This is a genomic window from Cellulophaga sp. 3_MG-2023, assembly GCF_030546975.1.
Classification (GTDB): Bacteria; Bacteroidota; Bacteroidia; order Flavobacteriales; family Flavobacteriaceae; genus Cellulophaga.
Genome location: NZ_JAUOPS010000001.1, coordinates 1093139 through 1116748, shown reverse-complemented (window position 1 = coordinate 1116748; position 23610 = coordinate 1093139). Strand labels below are relative to the sequence as shown.

General features: G+C 32.7%; 15 protein-coding genes. 6 read left to right on the top strand and 9 right to left on the bottom strand.

Translation table 11 applies throughout. The features are described from left to right. From Q4487_RS04800 to Q4487_RS04765, 7 genes are all read right to left on the bottom strand, one after another. Positions 1-10926: hypothetical protein (locus Q4487_RS04800; RefSeq protein WP_303571878.1), on the bottom strand; the 10926-nt coding region annotated here is incomplete at its 3' end. 527 nt (positions 10927-11453) lie between these two features. Next, positions 11454-12872: a CCA tRNA nucleotidyltransferase gene (locus tag Q4487_RS04795; RefSeq protein ID WP_303541313.1), complete on the bottom strand. Its 1419-nt coding sequence runs from the start codon at positions 12870-12872 to the stop codon at positions 11454-11456. Positions 12873-12874: 2 nt separating this feature from the next. Next, positions 12875-13465, bottom strand: a complete 591-nt coding sequence (locus Q4487_RS04790) for an L-threonylcarbamoyladenylate synthase (protein ID WP_303541315.1) — start codon at positions 13463-13465, stop codon at positions 12875-12877. Further along, positions 13449-15275, bottom strand: a complete 1827-nt coding sequence (locus tag Q4487_RS17050; protein WP_336622660.1) for a CDP-glycerol glycerophosphotransferase family protein — start codon at positions 15273-15275, stop codon at positions 13449-13451. Before Q4487_RS17050 ends, Q4487_RS04790 begins: the two co-directional genes overlap by 17 nt. Further along, positions 15272-15958 carry a phosphocholine cytidylyltransferase family protein gene (locus Q4487_RS04775; RefSeq protein WP_303541317.1) on the bottom strand — a complete coding sequence of 229 codons (687 nt, stop codon included), beginning with the start codon at positions 15956-15958 and terminating at the stop codon, positions 15272-15274. The genes Q4487_RS17050 and Q4487_RS04775 overlap by 4 nt, the downstream gene beginning before the upstream one ends. Before the next feature lie 148 nt (positions 15959-16106). Beyond that, positions 16107-16937 carry a glycosyl transferase gene (locus Q4487_RS04770; RefSeq protein WP_303541319.1) on the bottom strand — a complete coding sequence of 277 codons (831 nt, stop codon included), beginning with the start codon at positions 16935-16937 and terminating at the stop codon, positions 16107-16109. A gap of 41 nt (positions 16938-16978) precedes the next feature. After that, positions 16979-17836, bottom strand: a complete 858-nt coding sequence (locus tag Q4487_RS04765; protein ID WP_303541321.1) for an ATP-grasp fold amidoligase family protein — start codon at positions 17834-17836, stop codon at positions 16979-16981. 80 nt (positions 17837-17916) lie between these two features. On the opposite strand from Q4487_RS04765, the gene Q4487_RS04760 reads away from it, so the two are divergent. Then, the gene (locus Q4487_RS04760) at positions 17917-18738 is read left to right on the top strand and encodes a glycosyltransferase family 2 protein (protein WP_303541323.1); all 822 of its coding nucleotides are present in this window, start codon (positions 17917-17919) and stop codon (positions 18736-18738) included. A 78-nt stretch (positions 18739-18816) separates the two neighbouring features. Here the strand turns inward: Q4487_RS04760 and Q4487_RS04755 are convergent, their stop codons facing one another. Next, positions 18817-19632 (bottom strand): 2,3,4,5-tetrahydropyridine-2,6-dicarboxylate N-succinyltransferase, encoded by an 816-nt coding sequence (locus Q4487_RS04755; protein WP_100895567.1) that lies wholly within the window; start codon positions 19630-19632, stop codon positions 18817-18819. Between the two features lie 104 nt (positions 19633-19736). On the opposite strand from Q4487_RS04755, the gene ruvX reads away from it, so the two are divergent. The 5 genes from ruvX (at position 19737) to Q4487_RS04730 (ending at position 22953) form a co-directional block, all read left to right on the top strand. After that, positions 19737-20147, top strand: a complete 411-nt coding sequence (gene ruvX, locus Q4487_RS04750; protein ID WP_100895568.1) for a Holliday junction resolvase RuvX — start codon at positions 19737-19739, stop codon at positions 20145-20147. A gap of 47 nt (positions 20148-20194) precedes the next feature. Continuing rightward, the gene (def, locus tag Q4487_RS04745; RefSeq protein ID WP_100895569.1) at positions 20195-20785 is read left to right on the top strand and encodes a peptide deformylase; all 591 of its coding nucleotides are present in this window, start codon (positions 20195-20197) and stop codon (positions 20783-20785) included. A gap of 58 nt (positions 20786-20843) precedes the next feature. Next, positions 20844-21275, top strand: a complete 432-nt coding sequence (locus Q4487_RS04740) for a DUF5606 domain-containing protein (RefSeq protein ID WP_303541328.1) — start codon at positions 20844-20846, stop codon at positions 21273-21275. Between the two features lie 188 nt (positions 21276-21463). Further along, a complete protein-coding gene (locus Q4487_RS04735) occupies positions 21464-22555 on the top strand; it encodes an ATP-binding protein (RefSeq protein ID WP_100895571.1) in 1092 nt (363 codons plus the stop codon). Beyond that, the gene (locus Q4487_RS04730; protein ID WP_303541330.1) at positions 22555-22953 is read left to right on the top strand and encodes a response regulator; all 399 of its coding nucleotides are present in this window, start codon (positions 22555-22557) and stop codon (positions 22951-22953) included. Before Q4487_RS04735 ends, Q4487_RS04730 begins: the two co-directional genes overlap by 1 nt. 41 nt (positions 22954-22994) lie before the next feature. On the opposite strand, the gene Q4487_RS04725 is transcribed toward Q4487_RS04730, so the two are convergent. Continuing rightward, on the bottom strand, positions 22995-23591 hold the full coding sequence (locus tag Q4487_RS04725; protein ID WP_100895573.1) for a hypothetical protein: 597 nt from the start codon (positions 23589-23591) through the stop codon (positions 22995-22997). Between the last annotated feature and the right edge of the window lie 19 nt (positions 23592-23610).

Below are 23610 nucleotides of genomic sequence, written 5' to 3'. Positions count from 1 at the left end.
ATTAAAAGGATCAGTACCTAAATCTGCTTCTTGAGCATTGGTTAATCCGTCCATATCACAATCAGTATCATCAAGAGAAACCCCGTTAATAGAATCACAATCATCAAGCGGATTGGTATTATCGGTAACTTCTTGTCCGTCTAAAATGGTATCCCCATCAGTATCAGGGTTATTAGGGTCAGTACCTAAAGTAATTTCTTCACCATCTAAAAGACCATCATTATCCGAATCAGGATTAAAAGGGTCGGTACCAATAGCAGCTTCTTGGGAATTAGTTAAACCATCGTTATCACAATCGCTAGTAGGTAGAGGAGTACCACCAATAGAATCACAATCATCTAAAGGATTTGTACCATCTGTAACTTCTTGGCCATTTAATATGCCATCACCATCACAATCTACAGTTAAGTAGTCTCCAGAAACAGGAATTGTAACACTAGAAACTAAATAATCACAAGGATCATTTTTATCTGTACCATCTAGGTCTTCTTGAGTATCTAATACGCCATCACCATCACTATCTGCAACTTCTCTAAAGTCAACCTCAATTGTGCTTGTATCATCTTCGTTGTCAGTTGCAATTGCACCTGTATCCAAATCATTGTTTACATCATTACCTACAGTATCATCAAAAGCATCGTTCAATCCATCATTATCCGCATCTTCCAAAGGATCTACAAGAGTACCTTGACCAGCTTCCAGCATATCTGAAATACCATCGTTATCAGAATCAGCATCCAAATAATCTGGAGTTAAATCTGTATCAGTATCCTCTGGTCTTAATCCGTTAGGGTAGTTTGTATCTACACCATTTGGACTAAAAGATTCCGCTGGAGCAACATAACCTGTAGTAGGTTGTGCTTCTACGTTATCTGGAATACCATCGTCATCTGCATCGATATCCAAGAAATCTGCATTTCCTGATGTATCTGTGTTCAGTGGCGTTGTTCCTTCAGAACTATCTGCTTGACCATCATTGTTTGCATCTGCAAAACCAGTGTCGTTACTATCAATAACTCCGTCATTGTTCGTATCTAAAGCATCATTACCAGCTTCATATACATCAAAGATTCCGTCGTTATCTGCATCTATGTCAAAGTGGTTAGGAATACCATCACCATCAAAATCGAATAATGGTTCTGTTGTTCCGTTCACATCGCCAACCAATGGATCGTTAGGATCATCATCGGAATGGTTTGGAACACCATCATTATCATCATCGGCACTTGGGTCAATTCCGTTGGCCTCATCTAAATCTGAGATACCATCGTTATCATCATCAAGATCTGCTGTATCTGGGATACCATCACCATCAAAATCCAATACCGATCTAAAATCAACTTCTGCCAAATCAGCATCATCTTCGTTGTCAGTTGCAATAGCACCTGTATCCAAATCATTGTTTACATCATTACCTACGGTATCATCAAATACATCATTTAATCCATCACCGTCAGTATCTGCCAATGGGTCTGTCATTGTACCTTGACCAGCTTCCAGCATATCTGAAATACCATCGTTATCAGAATCAGCATCCAAATAATCTAGAGTTAAATCTGTATCTGTATCCTCTGGTCTTAATCCGTTAGGGTAGTTTGTATCTACACCATTTGGACTAAAAGATTCCGCTGGAGCAACATAACCTGTAGTAGGTTGTGCTTCTACGTTATCTGGAATACCATCATCATCAGCATCGATATCCAAGAAATCTGCATTTCCTGATGTATCTGTATTCAGTGGCGTTGTACCTTCTGAACTATCTGCTTGACCATCATTGTTTGCATCTGCAAAACCAGTATCATTACTATCAATAACTCCGTCATTGTTCGTATCTAAAGCATCATTACCAGCTTCATATACATCAAATATTCCGTCGTTATCTGCATCAATATCAAAGTGATTTGGAATACCATCACCATCAAAATCGAATGCTGGTTCAGTTGTTCCGTTTACATCACCTACTAATGGATCGTTTGGATCATCATCGGAATGGTTTGGAACACCATCATTATCATCATCTGCACTTGGATCAATACCATTAGCTTCATCTAAGTCACTAATACCATCGTTATCATCATCTAAATCAACGATATCCATAATACCATCTTGGTCAAAATCTAATATAGATCTGAAATCTACTTCAGTAGTATCTGGGTCATCTACATTATCAGTTGCGATGGCACCAGTATCTAAATCATTGTTTACATCATTACCTACAGTATCATCAAAGGCATCGTTCAATCCGTCACCGTCGGCATCTGCCAATGGGTCTGTAATTGTACCTTGACCCGCTTCTAAAATATCTGGAGCACCATCATTATCAGAATCAGCATCCAAGTAATCTGGAGTTAAATCTGTATCCGTATCCTCAGGTCTTAATCCGTTAGGGTAGTTAGTATCTACACCATTAAAATCAAAAGCATCAGCCGGAGCAACATAACCTGTTGTTGGTTGTGCTTCTACGTTATCTGGAATACCATCATCATCAGCATCAATATCCAAGAAATCTGCATTCCCTGTCGTATCAGTATTGATAGGCGTAGTCGTTTCAGAGCTATCTGCCTGACCATCATTATTACCATCAGCAAAACCAGTGTCGTTACTATCAATAATGCCATCATTGTTCGTATCTAAAGCATCATTACCCGCTTCGTACACATCAAATATTCCGTCATTATCTGCATCAATATCAAAATGGTTTGGAATACCATCACCATCAAAGTCGAATGCTGGTTCAGTTGTACCATTTACATCACCAACTAATGGATCAGTAGGAGCATCGTCTAAATAATTTGGCACACCGTCATTATCATCATCGGCACTTGGATCAACTCCGTTGGCTTCATCTAAATCTGAAATACCATCATTGTCATCATCCAAATCAACGATATCCATAATACCATCTTGGTCGCGATCTAATATAGATCTGAAATCAACCTCAGCGGTATCTAAATCATCTTCATTATCTGTTGCGATTGCACCAGTATCCAAATCATTGTTTACATCATTACCTACGGTATCATCAAAAGCATCGTTTAATCCGTCATTATCAGCATCTGCCAATGGGTCTGTCATTGTACCTTGACCAGCTTCCACTACATCTGGAGTACCATCATCGTCAGAATCTGGATCCAAGTAATCAGGAATTAAATCATTATCAGTATCCTCAGGCGTTATTCCGTTTGGATAATTAGTATCTAAACCTTCAGCATCAAAAGCATCATCTGGAGCATTGTAAGCTGCAGTTGGTTGTGCTTCAACATTATCAGGAATACCATCATCATCTGCATCAATATCTATATAGTTTGCACCACCTGTTGTATCCGTATTTAATGGCGCAGTACCTTCTGTAGCATCTGCTTGACCATTATCATTTGCATCTAAGAATACATCATCAGTACTGTCAATTGCACCATCATTGTTGGTATCTAAAGCACCGGTTCCATTTTCAACTACATCTAGAATACCATCATTATCTGCATCTATATCTAAATGGTTTGGATTTGCATCACCATCAAAATTATCTATTGGTAAAGCTGTACCAGGACCATCTGTAGCCGTAGGCGTTATATTATCATCTGTATCTGCGATATCTGAAAGTCCGTCACCATCTGCATCGGCAATTGGACCTGTACCAATAACACCATCGTTATCTGGGTCTGAACCACCAGCTTCTGTTACATCTGGAATACCATCATTATCAGAATCAGTATCTATTCTATCGTCAAATCCGTCTTCATCAGTATCTGGATTTTCTAAAGGCGTACCAGGAGTAGTTGCATCTGCAGGGTCTACACTATCTGCCAAACCATCACGGTCTGTATCTGTAGCGAAAGTATCTATAACGCCATCGTTATCTGCATCTGGACCACCAGCTTCTGTTACATCTGGAATACCATCGTTATCTGAATCTAAATCTATTCTATCTTCGATACCATCACCATCTGAATCTTCATCTGGTAAAGGAGTCGTTGCAATTTCATCTGCAAGACCATCATTATTGATATCTGTCATAGACGTTGGGTCCCCAGGAGTTGGGTAGTCTATATGACCATCACCATCCGTATCCGTACCACCAGCTTCTATTGAATCTGGAATACCATCGTTATCAGAATCTAAATCAATACTATCTGGAATACCGTCTCCGTCTGTATCTCCTGTTTCATCTGTATCTAAAATTCCGTCATTATCATCATCAATATCAACAGTATCCATGATACCATCATTATCAGAATCTAATATGGATCTAAAATCAACCTCTGCAGTGTCTAAATCATCTACATTATCCGTAGCGATTGCACCTGTATCCAAATCATTGTTTACGTCATATGCAGGAGTAGTATCATCAAAGGCATCGTTTAAGCCATCGGCATCGGCATCGGCTAAAGGATCTGTGATTGTTCCTTGACCAGCTTCCTCAACATCACTAACACCATCGGCATCAGAATCTGCATCCAAGTAATCTGGAATTAAATCACCATCTGTATCTTCTGGAGTTAATCCAACAGGATAATTGGTATCTAATCCGTTAGCAGCTTCAGCGTCTGCAGGGGCTATATAACCCGCTGTAGTTTGTGCTTCTACATTATCTGGAATTCCATCATCATCTGCATCTATATCCAAGTAATCTGGACCACCTGTGGTATCTGAGTTAGGAATTGGAAGTGGAGATGCTGCTGTAGCGTCATCCCAACCATCTGTTGTAGTGGTATCATCAAAACCATCTACAACGCCATCACCATTAACATCTAGTCCACCAGCTTCTGTAGTATCTGTAATACCATCATTATCTGAATCTATATCTAAGTGATTTGGAACACTGTCACCATCAAAATTGTCAATTGGTAAAGGTGTACCTGGACCATCGTCTAGTGTACCTGTTGTATTATCATTTGGATCTACTAAATCTGAAAGTCCGTCTCCATCTGCATCCGTAATTGCACCAGTACCTATTTTACCATCGTTATCCGGGTCAGAACCGCCTGCTTCAATTACATCTGGAATACCATCATTTTCAGAATCTAAATCTATTCTATCATCCAATCCGTCATTATCCGTATCCGGATTAGGAATTGGTGTACCTGGTGTAGCAGGCCCAACTGGGTCAACACTATCCGCAAGTCCGTCATTATCTATATCGGTCATAAACGTATCAATGATACCATCACCGTCTCCATCCATACCACCAGCTTCAGTAGTATCCGTAATACCGTCGTTATCAGAATCTAAATCCAATCGGTCTAAAATTCCGTCGTTATCAGAATCTTCATCTGGTAAAGGCGTAGCATCAACACTATCGGCAACACCGTTACCATCAGCATCAACAAAACCATCTACAGCACCGTCACCATCGGCATCTTCGCCACCGGCTTCTAAAGTATCTGTAATACCATCATTATCTGCGTCTAGATCTAAGTAATCAGGATTACCGTCACCATCCGTATCAATTGGATCAATACCATCTGTATCTGCACCAACTGCAGGTATACCTGTTAATGGGTCAATAGCTCCCGGAGCACTAAAACCAGTTGTAGTTTGTGCTTCAACCGTATCTAAAATACCGTCATTATCACTATCCAAATCGTAAGCGTTAATTAGTCCGTCACCATCAAAATCGCCACTATCATCAGTAGTACCATCTCCATCCGTATCAAAAACATTTGAAGTTGAATTTACCTGTACACAACCATTTTGTGGTGTACAAGGCGCACTACCTTCTGGACCGTCTGTAGTATCATTATCCACTACATCTGCAAGACCATCATTATCTATATCGGTAATATTGTCTAAAACACCGTCACCATTAGCATCATTATTTGCTGCACCAAGTTCTGTAATATCTGTTATACCATCATTATCAGAATCTAAATCTAAGTGGTTTGGAACGCCATCGCCGTCGGTATCAAAATTGATACATACTCCGTTAGCATTTAATCCGCCACAGGTTGGAAAATCTGTGTCATAGTAGTTTGGAGTACCATCACCATCTAAATCATCATCTGGATCTGGTAAGCCCATTGTTGCACAATCCCATCCGTTTACACCATCAAAGGTAGCAGCGCAGAAATCGGGATCTTCATAATCTAAAGTTCCGTCACCATCTGCATCACCATTGTATACTTCAATAACATCTGGTATACCATCATTATCATTATCTAGGTTTAATGGAGCACCTGAAGTTACAGGTACTACAATTGTAAAGGCCTCACACTGGCAATTTGTACTAGAAGGTAAAAACTCTACTATAAAATTTGTACCAGAACAAGCTGCACCAGCGGTAGTAAATACAATTTCATCTGTAATTGTAGATAAGTTAGGAATAGCATCAGCTATTGTACCGGTTGAGATAGCAGTACCATCTATATCTCCATTTACATCTGCACAATAAACACTATAAGCATAGCCTGCATCTGCATCTAAAGCACTTGTATTTTCTATATCTATAGATAAATGATACTCATAATTGTTACTAGTATCTACAGTAAAAAAACTATCGTTAGCAGTACCTATTATGGTTGGCTTTTCTAATGGCATAATCTCATAAGAGAAACCAGTTGCTACTTGAAAATCAGGACAAGCATTAGAGGCACACATAATACCATTAACAGTTACGTAATTTACTATTTGTACTTCCTCAGTAGCATCACATATACCTTCGTTTGTAGTTATAAAATCAAAATTAAAATTTATTTTAGATCCTGCAGTAACTCCCGCTGGATAGTTTAATATAAGCTCTTGATGATCTCCTACAGTAGCTATGCTATTAAATGTGGCACCGTCTGCACTAGCAAAAGAAGAAGCTACATATTCTATACCAGATCTTAAGGTTATTTTTCCAAAATCTGCACTACCTGTAGTACCTCCAGAAATTGTAGTTTCTACATTAATATTATCTACAACTCCACAGCCTATTATTGGCGCACCAAAACCAGGAAGATTTATAGTACTAAACGCATTATAAGGAGGTGTAGCACCAAATGCCTGAATGGAGTTAGAAACTATTCTAGATCCGTTACCAGCAGCAAGGTCACCACATGGCTCTTCTCCGTATACCTTAAATGTAAATTCAGAATTTGATATAAAATTACATTCTAATTGAATTTCAAGGTTAATATGTGCTGTTCTTTCATTAATTGAATTAATAGCAGGATTACCTTTTATACCATTTAGAGCAAGTATATTGGTATGTTCTAATAAATTTACTTTAGCAATACCATTTTCTATAGTAACAGTTACGGGCTGAGTGTCAGTTGGGTTAGTTGACCCCTTAGGATAAGTAACATTTGTACTTACTATAGTGATACCACCGTTTCCGCCAGGGATAGCAAATTCTAATGAAGGAAATATTAAATCTGCTAACTGAGCACTAATAACATCTACTTCTATATTAAAAGGTGTACATAAATTTTGTGGTGTGTTAGGTTGATTTGTTATTGCTACCTGTACTTGAGATCCTTTAGGTTCTAGGGTTATAGATGTAGAGTTTTGATAACAACTAGCACCTACTGCTTGAAAATCAGAAACATCTACATTAGTGTCTGGGTAACCAGGATAACCTAAACAATCCCATCCGTGTTCAACTAAAACAGTAAGATCTGTACAGTCTTCAAAATCTCCTTTAAAACGAATAGATTTTGTAGTGTTAGATGCAATTGAACCAGCTTCTATCCAAGTTTTATTTCCGGATTGATGAAATGTTACAGGTGTTTCTGTACCACCTGATACACTAAAAGCACTTTTAATACTTATACCTGCTGGCACAGAAACTTGTAGCCAATTGTAATTTACATCTTGCGGACTTGTATTACTTATATTAACATCAAAATCTACAGTGTAAGCATCTCCATTTACAGTAGGAGAAGGAGATTGTATTAAAAATGTAGGTTGAGTATATTGAAATCTGTTTGTATTTGTAAAACTTGCAGCTTCTGGAGTAGCATATGCAAAATCATCATAATTAATGGTGTAGTCATAATTAGCAGAAGCGGGTGAATTACAAGTACCCATAAATTCTACATAAAATCTGGGTTGTATTAAAGCACTTTGGTCACGATCTACATAACCAGGACCAGGAGTAATTGTTATTTGTCCATTACTTTCTGATACAATAAACTGGCCGCCAAGACTTGAGTAAGCACCATTAAATTGAATAGAAGAAACATTACCTGTAAACCTAGCGCCTTCTGGTATATCTACAACGGTAGATTTCCACAGTGTCATAGGTCTATATTCATCTCCGTGCATATCACTAGGAGCCATATTATGTTGGTAATACAATACTCCATTAGAAGGGGTACAGCCATTAGTAGACCTTGTTTGGTTACTACCATATATTCTAGGTCTAGAATAGTAAGCTCTATCTCCCCAAGTATCGCAACCAACTTTGTTAGGTTGTGTGTTAGCAGGGTAATCTGTAAAAGCAAAAAACTCTCCTCTTAAGCCACCAAGTTCAAAGTAGTCAATGTCTTTAAAATCTTTACTAAATTCAAAAGTTAATTCTATTTCTACTCTGTCCTTCTCTATAGCGTCACCTTCATAATTGTAAGAACCACTAATTAAACTTTTGTAAGAACTAAGATCAAAAGTTAATCTATGTTCAGTAGTCCCATTTGTAGTTAGTACAGGAGTAACAGTAATAGTTCCAGTTTGAGATGTTGTAGGTGAGTCATTAATTGTAATTTCTCCTTCTATAAAAGAAATAATATCAGGACCACCTGCAGCTAAACTTGCAGTATTGTATGTTAAATCAAAATATAAATTATCTAAAGAAATATTATTGATATAAGCAGAAGTAGAAATTTTCATTCTGTCTCCAGCAAGATATTTATTAATACCATCTGTATTATCATCTAATACTACTTTGGTATCCATTGATGCGTCTGTCCAACCAGCAGTAATTCTGTTAGCATTAAACCCTTCAATAGCAGGGCCAACGCAGTTTCCTGGACAGTGAGTATAAATATCTACAGTACCACAATGTATATCTTGACTCCAGCAAACACCGCTAGTACCAGTTGCAGTATAATTAGTTTTGTAAGGAATAGATTGTACACCGTTAGGCCCACATGTAAAAGTTAAAGGAAACTCTACCCATTCTTTATATTCAGCTCCACTTATATTTGTAGTACTATATGTAATTTCATTTCCAGACTGCGTAAACTCTGAAGAGGCACCTGGTCTTAAAGACATACCTGCTGGAGCAGTAATAGTAATACTCCAAACAGAGTTAGCGTTATTAGATAACATAGGTTGGCCATTTACTAATGGAGTACCAACACCATTGGCTTGTATAGACGGAGCTATTCTAATTTCAAAATCTTGATTATTTACAAGATCTGTAGGAGCTTCAACTTCTGTAACACTTCTATAATCTCTAATAATATTAAAGTAATTTAAATCTATACGCTCTGGTAATCTTTCACCTTTACATTGATCTTTAAAATAAACATCAAAATAAGTATGTTCCCAACCCATATATTCTAATCTTCCTGTTCCACAATTGTCTTTAGGTGTAATAGCAAAATCAAAAGATATTTCTGTAGAAGCACCTGGGGCTAAATCATCAAAAAAACCATCGTTATCTAAATCTTCTAGTCCAACACCAGGACCATCAGGGTCTGAGGTAAAGAAGTTAGGAGGTAAAGAAAGAGTATTACCAGAACCTCGAGAAGAGTAACTGTCACTAGGCCTACTGGTAGGCGAAAAACTTGTTGTTCCTACTTTAAAGTTAGAAACATTTCTAGTATCATGATAATCAAAATCCCATAAAGGATTATTATTTGCAGTAGATATAGGGGTAGAGTTTGCGCCCATTCCTAAGTTAACACCAACGTCTAAAGCCATAGAGCCAGCTGTAAGTTTTGTGTTTTCTAGTTTAACAGTATAGGTTACCGCCTCACAAAAATCTGGTGTTGTGGTTCCTATTTTAGTTAATGTAATATCTGGCACGTTTGCACCAAAATTTAAAGATCCTGTTTGCGGTGCAGCAGCTTGGCAAGTTTCGCCAACATTACATCCCCAGTATGCGTTATGAATAATTGCAGTATCTATACAATCATCTACTCTAAAGGCTTCTTGTAAAACAATTACTTCGCCGTTATCAAAACAATTATCATTATTGCCAACATCTCCAACAAAAGGAGCTACGTTTAAATCTATATTATATGTTAAAATTTGACCAACTTTAGATATAGGAGTTAAAGGCGTGCCTTTATATGATAATGTATAAATATCATCTACATCTTCACCTAAATCTACATAGTAAGTAAAAGTTTCAGTACAACCATTACCACCTTGTGCTATTGTAATATCTCTGATATATGATTCTCCTACGTTTGAATTTATAGTTGAAATTGGAGAAATATTTAAAGAAGCAGCTAATAAAGCATATGAAGATATGTTGTTGTCATTATCTGTAGCAGAATTTGCACCACCAGCATCATTAAAATTTATAGTATGCGCATCCTTAAAAAGTCCACCAGAATTTAAAAGCGTAACAGCATCACAATTTGCACTACGTTTAAATTCAAAGTATACTTCATCACCAACATTCCAGTTAAGATTTGGATCTCCATTTCTGTGTAATGTAAAAACAGGATTATTTGCTGTACCAGCAACACCTATTTCATAAGGATTTACAGTAATGGGAATTCCATTAGAGTCTACCTGAGATGTTATTACAACAGTACCGGTTTCGTACAAGACGCCGTTTGGTAAGTTAAACGTAATACTAAAATTATTACAAGATGCATTTTTACCTTGTACTAGTACACGCTCCAAAGAATTGTTTACGCCACCGCAAGTGGCCAAGTCTTCAGGAGTTAGGGAAACTTTATACCTGTTATCATCTATTTGAGCATTAAGATTTACAGCACTTAATGTTAATAAAATAATGAACAAGAAAAAGTTTTTGAATACTTTTTTCATAAAATAATGATTAGATTTTTTTCCTAAAAAGAAAGGAAATGGTTTAGTGTTTTTGTGATTTACTTATTTTTATAAGCAAAATCACGTGTTATTACTCTTTTTTTCAAAGATATCTATGAAAAAGTTTATAAATAATAATATGTTGCCGATTAAGACAAAAGTGTAGGTGAATGGTAGAAAAGTGTATGCGAAAGAAAATTAAAAATATACTGTTTATGTTTTTGTGAACTATGTTAAGTATTGTGTGTACTTAAAAAAATGTAATTTTTGGTTTTTTGTGAACCTACTTTTTCACTTTTTAACATAAAATTATAAATAGCATATTACCTATTAGGTATTTTGTTTAATGAAATTGCTCTTTTAAGTATATTAATCATATTAAAAGGCTCTAAATTGGAGCTATTACAATTGGGTTATTAGTCTTTTTTGCTTATAAGTTTATGCAAAAACTGTATAACTATATGTTATACATGTAGGTGTATGCAACGTTGGGTAATTATTTGTAAATGGTTTAGTGCCATTTTTAATTAGGTTAAACCTAACTCTTTTCCTTTTTGAAGCATAAAATTATAAGCAGCATCATATTCATTAGGAATTGTGCCATCTAAAATAGCTTCTTTTATAGCTTCTTTTAATATACCAATCTCTTTAGAAGGCTTTAGATTAAAGGTTTTCATAATTTCTTCACCACTGACTGGAGGCTGAAAATTACGTATTTGATCTCTTTCTTCTACTTCAACAATTTTTTGTCTTACTAATTTAAAATTGTTACGGTATTTACGTTGCTTTTTAGTGTTTTTTGTAGTGATATCAGCTTCGCATAAAATCATAAGGTCTTCTATGTTTTCACCTGCGTCAAAAATTAAACGACGTACAGCAGAGTCTGTAACAAAGTCTTCAGAAAGTACAATAGGTCTAGAGCTCATTAAAACCATTTTTTGCACGTACTTCATTTTGTCATTTAAAGGCATACGTAAACGCTTAAATAACTTGTAAACCATTTTAGAGCCAATAAACTCGTGTCCTCTAAACGTCCATCCCTTTTTTTTATGAAACTTTTTTGTTGGCGCTTTACCAATATCATGTAGTAATGCTGCCCAACGTAGCCATAAATTATCTGTATTTTCAGATATATTATCTACAACTTCTAAAGTATGCCAAAAGTTATCTTTGTGTTTGTGCCCTTCAATTTCTTCTATACCTTGCAAGGCACTTAACTCTGGTAAAATATAAGGTAATAATTGTGATTTATGAAGCAGAGCAAACCCTATAGACGGTTTTGGGCTATTCATAATTTTATTTAACTCGTCAACAATACGTTCTTTAGATATAATTTTGATTCTATCTTTATTTTCTAATATTGAAGCAAAAGAGTTATTTTCTATATTAAATTGAAGTTGAGTAGCAAAACGTATAGCTCTCATCATTCTTAACGGATCATCAGAATATGTTATACCAGGTTCTAAAGGTGTTTTTATGACTTTGCTTTGCAAATCATTAACTCCATTAAATGGATCTAGTAACTTGCCATACGAGTCTTTATTTAAAGAAATAGCCATTGCATTAATGGTAAAATCTCTTCTATTTTGATCATCTTCTAGCGTACCATCTTCTACAATAGGATTTCTGCTATCTGTATGGTAACTTTCTTTACGCGCACCAACAAACTCAAGCTCTAAGTCGTTATGCTTTAGCATAGCAGTACCAAAGTTTTTAAAAACAGAAACCTTTGGGGTTGTAGGTAGTTTAGAGGCTACTTTTTGAGCTAACTCTATACCGCTACCAACAGCAACAACATCTATATCTTTTGGAGTTCCTCTTTTTAATAAAAAATCTCGCACAAAGCCACCAATAACATAGCTATCTACATTAAGTTCTGCAGCAGCTTCTGCTATTACTAAAAAAATTGGGTCTTTAATTGCGTCTTTGTAGTTGTCTTGCGTCATTCCTATTTCCGAATCACCTTTACTTTACCATCATTACTTAATTTAATAATTGATGAAGGGGTGACTTTTTGTATGTTTCGCTGCAAATTTACGGCATAGTCTACACCTTTTAAAATATCAGAACTTATTTCTTTAAAACTTTTAGCTGTTGGTTCACCAGAAAGGTTAGCAGAAGTAGAAACAATAGGTTTTTTAAACTTACTTATTAAGTATTGACAAAATTTATCTGTTGCAACTCTAATTGCTAAGCTATTGTCTTTAGCTATAAGATTTTGAGCTACATTTTTTGGATTATCATATACAATTGTTGTTGGTTTGTCTGCAATATCTATAATGTCAAAGGCTACTTCAGGTACTTTTTCTACGTGCTTTTCTAACATAAAGTCATTTGCAACCAAGCAAATCATTGTTTTAGTATTTACTCTTTTTTTAAGCTGATATATTTTTTTTACGGCATCTTCATTAGTTGCATCACAACCAATGCCCCAAACAGTATCTGTAGGATATAAAATAACACCACCATTTTGTAAAACAGTAATACATTTATTTATTTCATCAATAAAATTCTGATCTGGTTTATTTCTTTGTGCCATTATGTAATTGTCGTAATTTTATATACCTCTTTTTTGTTGCGTTAGCGTAGAGGTAACTTATTATAATTCCCTTTTTACCATCTAAAACACCTAATTTAACAATATAATGCTCTAAAAACTTACCTATAGGTTTTATGTAGAGATGATAATGAGTAGCTTTTTTATTTTTAATAAAATCTTCTTGAGCTTTTAATTGCTCATACTTAATTCTTTTTTGTTTATATATGTTATAATCAAAATAAGCATAGTGAATTAATTTGTTTTTAAGGATAGAAGAATTTCCGTTAACCTCTAAGGTTTCATGAACAATCCTTTTTGTAGAAAAGGCAACCTTTTCTTTATTAAATAGTCTGTAGTTTTTATCGTTTTGCCAACCGCAAAAACGTAATATTTTATTATTGAACATAAATGTTCTGTAAACAAAAAAGGCAGAAACATCTATGTTTTTGTTATTTATGGTTATTAAAATTTCTTGCTGCAAATTATCAGGAACTCTTTCATCTGCATCAATAAATAAAACCCATTTATTTTGAGCTAAACTAAGGGCATACGCTTTTTGGTCTGAATAATTTTTAAATGCTCTCTGAATTAAAGAAACTTTAGGATGTTTTTTTATCGCTTCAACTGTTCCGTCCGTACTATAAGAGTCTACAATTATAATTTCATCAGCAAATTTTAAATTCTCAATAACAGCGTCTATATTTCTAATTTCATTGTATGTAATTAACAAGGCGCTCAATTTTTCAGATTTGGTACCCTTAAAGGTGTTTTTTATAGGTTTACCAAAAATAGAATTAATTTTAAGCGCTCTGTCTATAGGAAGCTTACGCTTGGCAGGCACACCATTTTTATGTGCTAATTCTTTAGCGGCATTAAGCATACGCTCTGCAGATTTACCGTCTGAGTATGGGTGGTACTCATCTTGAATGTATTTTCTTTGACTAGAAAAGGGATCATTTTTAAGATTAGTGATTATTTTTTCTTCTAGATTATTGTAGCTAGTAGAATTATCCCAGTATATAGTTTTATTTATGTTCTTATAGGTTACAACAGGTTTATTTAGTAGTAGAAACTCATAAATAACAGAAGAAGTGTCACTCACCATTAAGTCAGATAACAATAAATACTTTATAATATTATTATCTTCTACAAAAATAACGTTTGTATTTTCTTTTGCGACAGCTTTGTACGTGTCTATTAAATCATTACTCATTAGATCATGAAATTTAATGAGTATTAGATAGTCAGTATTTTTAGCAGTAGATTTAATTTCATTTACTAAAAAAGGAGCAGAAGTAAGACTAGGTGAAAAAGTAGGAGCATAAAGAATTATTTTTTTAGCGGTATACTTTTTTAATAATTCATTTTTTTCTGTATCATATTTATTTTTTTCAGAATAGTAGATATCTAATTTAGGCCAACCAGTTTCTACTACTTCAAAGTTTTTATATTTACGTTTAAACTCTAAAAATTTTTTTGTAAAATACGGTCCTTGTGTCAAGTACAAATCAAAATAATGTCTTATTTTAAAGTGACCTTTTTTTTCTCCTGCTAAGCCATGAAATATTTGTACTTTAACACCTTGTATGTAATAAGGAACTTCATTTCCTGGAGAAAATATAATATCGCTTTTGTAAAGTTGTAAGTCTGCTATTCTAGTGGTGTAATTATCTGTTTTGTACGGGAATTTCTGTGTAAGTTTAGAGTCAATGTACCATAAAAAGTCATCTCCTTTTTCAATCAATAAATTCTTAATTGGGTTCAGGATTCCAAAGGCATATGCATTTTGACAAAATAAAATTACTTTCATTTATAAAATAAATTATTAGCATTTACTAAATCTTCTTTAAAATCTACCTCCATACAATTATGTTTAGAAATATCAACAGCAGATAGTGCAATATTATCTTTTTCTATTGCTAATTCTAGACCTTTTTCAAAATAATCATTATCATCACACTCTTTTAATCTTTTAATAAAGGAATTAATGTCTTTTTTTGCAATAAAATTTATTCCTACAGCTTCTCCTAGCCCATTTTTAACAGATTTAGAAAGTTCAAAGATAAAATTATCTTTTAAGGTGTATTTAATTTCTTCTTCAGCAACACTATTTGTATTTACAGCTACAAAAGAATTATCTTTTTTAATGTGAGGTATTAATGTATTTAAAAGATTTTCATCAAAAACTACATCGCCATTTAGCCATAAAACAGATTGTTTTGTATTTTTTAATAATGCTCTTAATAAACTTTTTGATGTATTTGTACAGTCAAAAAAGGGGTTGTATATGTAGTTTAATTCAGGAAATCTTTCCATAATTAAATCTTTTTTAAAACCAACAACTATACTTATATCATTTACATTAAAAATAGCAGATAAATTTTCTATCTGCATTTGCATAATGCTTTTTCCATTACTTAATTTAGTAAGTGGTTTAGGAAATGGATTTCCTAATCTAGATCCAATACCAGCAGCAAGTATTACTATTTTCATTTTCAGTAATTTAATAATTTGGGGGCTTAAGTTTTTTTTCATCACTTAAGCATTAGATACATAAAACTTAAATAAGTTAGCAACTTAAATTATTTTATTTGTTTTTTTAGTGATTTTTCTTTTTTATTTCAGAAATAACTTACTTTTTTTATTGGCTTTTTAATATTGAAATTAAATCAAAATGATCTGACAGTGCTTGCCACTGAATTTCATTTTTATTCTTTTTAACATTCTCTAGCTGTAAAGATTCTTTTTGACTTCCAATTATTGGTATTGGTTGTTTAGGCTGTTTAGTAGATTTTTTAGAAATTGTATTGTTTAACAAAGACATTCCTTTGAACCATAAATCATCAGCTTTTGGCGTTAATTTTAAAAATAATTCTTCATTCAAAATAATATTAGACATAGAGTTTGGAGGATATAGTATACCCCAAGCTCCTATAGGTAGTAGACAATTATATAATTTACTGTCTTCTTTAACGCGCCATTTTATAAACGGTAGGTAATTATCATTTTCGTCTATTTTTATTTGCGTTGTGGCATGAGCTATAATTGACTTACTATCTAATAAATGATCATCGTATAAAAGTTCAAGCCAATCATTTCTATAGATCTGATCATCATCGCAAGTAACAATTGTTTTGTCTGGGTTTTCTTTTAAAGAGTGTATTAGTTTACGGTGAGAACACGTTAAATTAGAATATTTAATCTCAAACAAATTTGATTGTAGTTTATATAGTTTTTTAGGAAGATTATCTTTTAAAGATGTGTGTAGCCACAGTATTATTTTTTCTGGTATAATAGTTTGGTTAAATATACTTTTTATTACAATATCTATATTATTTAGCCTAGATGGAATAGATGTTAATGATACTATTACAGGTATGTTTTTTTTGTTTTTTATTAATTGTTTTTGTGTTTTTAATCTTAAATAACAACTGTAATAAATAGAATTTGGCAACTCTTTAAATACTTTCATTTGAATTTTATTTTTTTGTATTAAATTATTGTTTCAAATAATTATACAGTTGGTAATTTAAAATAATCTCCTATAATTTTGTTATATTTTTCTGGATAAAAATCATCTCTTGCGTCTGTCGGATAAAAGGTCATTTCACCAAAAATAGTTTTGTTGTTTACTGAGTAAAAATCAACACGAACAAATGGAAATCCACTTGATAATTTCTTTGATAATTCAATTAATTCATTAAAGTTAGAAGGTTTAGAAATAGAATTTTTATATTCTTTTTTCCATCTAAAAGGTAGCTCTTGCCATTTTAAATCATAAAAATACCTGCCTAGGCTATCAGACTGTGCAACTAGAAATTTAGGCTCACCATCAAAACAATAAAACTTATAATCTATTAGATCATTAGTTATATCATCTTTCATAAACTTTTCAATAATTAATTGTGGTTTAACATCTTTATATGCCCACTCTAAGCCACCTCTATAATATTGGTTTTTGTTAAGCCATTTATACATCTTTAAATTAGCCTTGGTTTTGTTAATTTTAGATTTGTCTGTTACAACTAAGTTAAAGTTACAACCATGAACTCCCTTTATTACAAATTTTTCAGGCAATTTGCTCCAATCAATATCTTTAGGATAATTATAAACACCTATACAGTCATTTAAGAATTCTTTTCCTATTTTTTCTTCTACAAATTCTCTTACTGCATATTTGTTTACTAATTTAGGAAGTAAGGGATTTCTGTAAAAAACTTTATACCAAGATAGTTTTTGATTAAACTCTACAGGGTTATCATAATCTAGTTTTTTACCAGTATAGTACTCGTAATAATGCCTAACATAAAATTTTTGAGGCAAAAATTTAAATGTTTTAATAAGTTTTACCCAAGTTTTTCTTAATGTCATTTTTCTATTTAGTATTGTTTTTCAAAAGTAAAGATTATTAAAATAATCCTTAGTACTTTTGTTATCATTTTTAAATTAATATGAGAGCACCAGAAATTTCCGTTATAATAAGTACTTACAATTCTGTAGAATGGTTAAAAAAAGTACTTTGGGGATATAACGCACAAACAGTTAACAATTTTGAAGTAGTTATAGCAGATGATGGATCTAATGATGACACTAGAAATGTAATAAATGAATTTAAAAAAGAGGTTAACTATCATATAAATCATGTTTGGCATAAGGACAATGGTTTTCAAAAATCTCAGATTTTGAATAAAGCAATAGTTGAATCTAAAGCGCCATATATTATAATGTCTGATGGTGACTGTATTCCAAGAAAAGACTTTGTAGAGGTCCATAACAATTATAAAGAAGAAGGTTATTTTTTATCTGGAGGTTATTTTAAGCTTCCTATGAATATCTCAAAATTAATTTCTAAAGAAGAAATAGAAACTAATATTTGTTTCTCTATCCCTTGGTTAAAAGAGCATGGACTAAAAGCTTCTTTTAAAAATAATAAACTAAGATTCGTAGGTTTTGGTGCTAAATTTTTAAACACAATTACAACAACCAAGGCAACTTGGAATGGCCATAATTCTTCAGGTTGGAAAAAAGATATTTTAGCTGTTAATGGTTTTGATGAACGTATGCAATATGGAGGGCAAGACAGAGAACTTGGTGAGCGATTAGTAAATTTAGGTATAAAAACTAAACAAATAAGATATAGCGCAATTGTTGTTCACTTAGACCATCCAAGAGGTTATGCAAACAAAGAAAGCTGGAAGATAAATAACGATATTAGAAAAGAAACTCGTACCTTAAAACATAAGGTAACTAAATTTGGTATTATAAAAGATTAGTACTAAAATGTGTTTTTTATAAAAAACAAAAGCCCACAATTGTAATTGTGGGCTTTTTGTTTCTCTAGTAGACATATACTAAACAGCAACATCATACTCTCTTAAAGCATCATTTAAAGATGTTTTTTTGTTGGTACTTTCTTTACGTTTACCAATAATTAAAGCACAAGGTACGTTGTATTCACCAGCAGCAAACTTTTTAGTATAGCTACCAGGTATAACTACAGAACGTGCAGGTACTCTACCTTTCATTTCTACTGGAGTATCACCAGTAACATCTATAATTTTAGTACTCATTGTTAAAACAACATTAGCACCTAAAACAGCTTCTTTTTCTACTCTAACACCTTCTACAACTATACATCTAGACCCAATAAAAGCACCATCTTCTATAATTACAGGAGATGCTTGTAAAGGCTCTAAAACACCACCAATACCAACACCACCACTAAGGTGTACGTTTTTACCAATTTGAGCACAACTACCAACTGTAGCCCAAGTATCTACCATTGTACCCTCATCTACATAAGCGCCAATGTTTACATAACTAGGCATTAAAATAGTGCCAGGAGATATGTAAGCTCCGTGCCTTGCAACTGCATTAGGTACAACGCGAATTCCTTTTTCTTTATAACCTCTTTTTAAAGGCATTTTATCATGGTATTCAAAAATACCAGCTTCTAATGTTTCCATTTTCTGAATAGGAAAATAAAGAACAACAGCTTTTTTTACCCACTCATTAATTTGCCAATCGCCTTCAACAGGCTCTGCACATCTAAGTTTTCCATTATCTATTAGGTCTATAACTTCTCTAATAGCATCTTGTGTAGCTGTTTCTTTTAGTAATTCTCGGTTATCCCAAGCAGCTTCTATAGTTTTCTGTAATTCTGTCATTTTTGTTAAAATCAATTTTAGCAAAGATAATAGGTGAGGCTTAATAATTTAATCAAATGTAAACATATAACAATTTATATATTATTTTTGCCAAAAAAAACAGTTTGGGTAGATTACTAGCTTTAGATTTTGGAAAAGTACGTACAGGTATAGCTGTAACAGATGAAATGCAAATAATAGCATCTGGGCTAACAACAGTTGAAACCAAAGATCTTTTAACATTTTTAAAGGATTATATTGCTAAAGAAAAGGTAGACAAAATTATAGTAGGTGAACCTAAACAGATGAATAATACCGCTTCTGAGTCCGAAGTGTTAATTGTACCTTTTTTAGTAAAACTTAAAACTATTTTTCCTAATATGCCAGTAGAAAGAGAAGATGAACGTTTTACATCTAAATTGGCATTTAAGACAATGATAGATAGTGGGTTAAATAAAAAACAGCGTAAAAATAAGGCACTGGTAGATGAAATTAGTGCTACAATTATTTTACAGTCTTATTTAAATAGAAATTAAAATTTTAATTGTTTTATAAAAACAATGTATAAAAATTAAGTAGTAATATGATTTTACCAATAACAGCATATGGCGACCCTGTGCTAAGAAAAAAAGCAAAAGATATAAACCAAGATCATCCTAAGTTAAAGGAACTTTTAGAAAATATGTGGGAGACTATGTATAACGCTAGTGGCGTAGGTTTAGCTGCACCACAAATTGGTTTGCCGGTACGTATCTTTTTGGTTGACACAACTCCTTTTTCAGACGATGAAGATTTGTCTAAAGAAGAACAAAAAGCTTTAAGTGGCTTTAAAAAAGTATTTATTAATGCAAAAATTACTGAAGAAACAGGGGATGAGTGGTCCTTTAATGAAGGTTGCTTAAGTATACCAGATATTAGAGAAGATGTATCTAGAAAAGAAAATATTAAAATTACTTATTTAGATGAAAACTTCAAGGAGCACACAGAAGAGTATAACGGTTTATTAGCAAGGGTTATACAACACGAGTATGACCATATAGAAGGTATATTGTTTACAGACAAATTATCATCATTAAAGAAAAGGTTGTTAAAGAGTAAGTTAAGTAACATTTCTAAAGGAAAAATTAGAGTAGAATACAGAATGCGTTTTCCTGAAATGAAAAAAGGAAGATAGATTCCTTTTTTATCGATATAAAAAATATAATATTTGTAGAAGATTTATAAAGTAAAATATGAGTTTAGATAAAATTTTATCCATTTCTGGAAAACCAGGATTACACAAGTTGGTAACACAAACACGTACGGGTTTTATAGCAGAGTCTTTAATGGACGGAAAAAGAAGTACTGTTAATATGCGTACAAATGTTAGTGTTTTATCAGAAATTGCTATTTATACGTTAGAGGAAGAAGTTCCTTTAAGAGAGGTATTTAATAAAATACAAACAAAAGAAAACGGAGAAAAAACATCTGTTAAGCATAAAGATGACAAGTTAAAATTAGAAGAATATTTCTTTGAAGTTTTACCTAATTACGATGAAGATCGTGTGTATGCTAGTGACATTAAAAAAGTAATACAGTGGTATAACTTATTACACGAACATGGTATCACAGATTTTTCTGAACCAGAGGAAAATAAAGAAACAAAAGAGTCTGCTGCAGAATAACAACAGAAACTTAAGTAAAAGAAAAAGGCAACATATAATTTATATGTTGCCTTTTTTTATTTAACTAAACTATTTTACCATTGGTCTATACTTTATAGCTTTCTATAGCAACCAAACTATTATTACGTTTAATTAACCTCAAATTTGCTACAGATTACAGTTTTAACCCCAAATAAAAAACAAGTAGTATGAGTGTAGAAGTTATTAATGTAGACAGTGAGATTAAAGGAGCTTTTTTTGATATGGCACATACGCCAAGTGTAATATTTGATAAAAATATGGTATTCTTAGATATGAATGAAGCTGCCATATCTACTCTAAATATAAAAAAGGATGATTTTATTGGTAAATCTATTTTAGAAGCTTTTCCTTATTTAGAAGGTACAGAAAGATTAGAGTCATATAAAAAAGTAATAGAGACAGGAGTACCTATTAGCTTAGATGAAATATCTTTTTACACAGATGACAAAACTTTTGTTTTTATAGTTAGAGCCTTTAAAGTAGGTGAAGGTTTAGGGGTTACTACTTTAGATGTTACAAATTTAATAGCTACAATTGATAAATTAAAAGCCACACAAAATAATTTAGAAAAAGTAAATAAAAATCTTAAACAAAAAAACAAAGAATTAGAAGAGTTCTCTTATGTTGCGGCGCATGACCTTAGAGCTCCTCTAACCAATATGCAGAGCCTTTTTGGTATGTTAGAGTCTAGTAATGTAATTACTGATGAAGTAAAACCTATATTTGATAAGCTAAAATATGTTGGTAAACTTATGTGCGATAAGTTAAAGGCATTAAACAATGTAATAGCTTTAAAGTCTAGTTTAGAAGATAAAAAGGAGGTTGTAAATTTTAAAGAAGTAGTTGCAAAGATTAAAGCAATACATTCTGAAAAAATTATAAATACTAGAGCTATAATAAAGGAAGATTTTGCGGCTTACCCTAAAATTAATTACAATGCTGTACAATTTGAGAGCATTTTACATAATTTAATTTCTAACGCAATTAAGTATAAACATCCGCGTAGAAAACCAATAATTTCGGTTACAACACAATTAGAAGATAATAAACCAGTTTTAATAGTAAAGGATAATGGTTTAGGTTTTGATACCAGTAATGACTCAACTAAAGTTTTTGGGTTATTCAAAAGAATGCATACTCACGTAGAAGGTTTAGGAGTAGGCCTATACATACTACATTCCATAGTTGTAAATAATGGAGGTAAAGTGCTAGTAGAGAGTGAGGAAAACAAAGGAACTCAATTTAAAATATATTTTTAATGGACGAAAAATTAACCAACTTATGTAAAATTCTACTAATTGAAGATGATGTAGTAACTAACTTTATAACAACTAGTAAGTTAAATAATTTAGGATATACAAATATAACAGCTGTAGAAAACGGTAAGGAAGCTATTGATTATTTAAAAGATAATAAGCCAGACTTAATTGTTTTAGATATTAATATGCCTATTATGGATGGTTTTGAATTTATGGAGGTTAAAGAGCAAAGTTGTATTTGTATGGGAGTTCCTATTGTTATAGTAACTTCTTCTGGGAGACCATCAGATAAAGAAAAAGCAGAAACATTTTTAGATGTAATAAGCTATTTAGAAAAACCATTAAATTATGATAAATTACAAAAAATATTAAAGTCTTTAAGAGAGAGTTTAAAATAAAAAATGCCTTGTATTACACAAGGCATTTTAAATATTATAGATTATCCCCTTCTGCGTTCTAGTAAAATCATCATCATTAATCCTAGCATTATACGGTCGTCATCATCATTATCCATTTCTCCTTGCTTACTTAGCTCAAAGTTTCTACCAAAAAAAGAAGGCTTCTTTTTTAATTTTATAATAGATTTTCCTTGGTTGTCTTTAACCATATAAGACGGATTAAATAAATAACCTGTAAAGAAATTTAAAACAGGAATTTCGCCTAGCATAGAGTCAAATACCTTAACCCAAGGGTTTTCTTCGCTTATGTTATATTGTTGTTTTTGGTTTTCATCAATAATATTGTAATGTGCTTTCCAAATAGATCTCCACCCTTTACGAGCTACTTTACCAAATTCTTTTCCGTTTTCATCTTTAAAGGCATATGCTGCAGAAAAATCTAACCATTTATCTGCTTTTATGCTATAATTTACTTTTGTTTTAGATTCGTCATTGTAAATTTTAATCTCTTCTTTAAATTTAAACATCTTTTGTTTTACATAGGCAATAGTTTTACCAGTAGCATCTGTTGCTGTAAAATCATTAGAAAAAGTAGATATTTTAAACTGAAAAGTAACAGGAAATTGAATGTTTTGCATAAATTAAATATTCTAGGTT

What these genes read in the sequence shown, in the direction of transcription:
- Q4487_RS04795 (WP_303541313.1), bottom strand. Translation starts at nt 12,872, where the DNA reads ATGACGCAAGACAACTACAAAGACGCAATTAAAGACCCAATTTTTTTA.
- Q4487_RS04790 (WP_303541315.1), bottom strand. Translation starts at nt 13,465, where the DNA reads ATGGCACAAAGAAATAAACCAGATCAGAATTTTATTGATGAAATAAAT.
- Q4487_RS17050 (WP_336622660.1), bottom strand. Translation starts at nt 15,275, where the DNA reads ATGAAAGTAATTTTATTTTGTCAAAATGCATATGCCTTTGGAATCCTG.
- Q4487_RS04775 (WP_303541317.1), bottom strand. Translation starts at nt 15,958, where the DNA reads ATGAAAATAGTAATACTTGCTGCTGGTATTGGATCTAGATTAGGAAAT.
- Q4487_RS04770 (WP_303541319.1), bottom strand. Translation starts at nt 16,937, where the DNA reads ATGAAAGTATTTAAAGAGTTGCCAAATTCTATTTATTACAGTTGTTAT.
- Q4487_RS04765 (WP_303541321.1), bottom strand. Translation starts at nt 17,836, where the DNA reads ATGACATTAAGAAAAACTTGGGTAAAACTTATTAAAACATTTAAATTT.
- Q4487_RS04760 (WP_303541323.1), top strand. Translation starts at nt 17,917, where the DNA reads ATGAGAGCACCAGAAATTTCCGTTATAATAAGTACTTACAATTCTGTA.
- Q4487_RS04755 (WP_100895567.1), bottom strand. Translation starts at nt 19,632, where the DNA reads ATGACAGAATTACAGAAAACTATAGAAGCTGCTTGGGATAACCGAGAA.
- def (WP_100895569.1), top strand. Translation starts at nt 20,195, where the DNA reads ATGATTTTACCAATAACAGCATATGGCGACCCTGTGCTAAGAAAAAAA.
- Q4487_RS04740 (WP_303541328.1), top strand. Translation starts at nt 20,844, where the DNA reads ATGAGTTTAGATAAAATTTTATCCATTTCTGGAAAACCAGGATTACAC.
- Q4487_RS04735 (WP_100895571.1), top strand. Translation starts at nt 21,464, where the DNA reads ATGAGTGTAGAAGTTATTAATGTAGACAGTGAGATTAAAGGAGCTTTT.
- Q4487_RS04730 (WP_303541330.1), top strand. Translation starts at nt 22,555, where the DNA reads ATGGACGAAAAATTAACCAACTTATGTAAAATTCTACTAATTGAAGAT.
- Q4487_RS04725 (WP_100895573.1), bottom strand. Translation starts at nt 23,591, where the DNA reads ATGCAAAACATTCAATTTCCTGTTACTTTTCAGTTTAAAATATCTACT.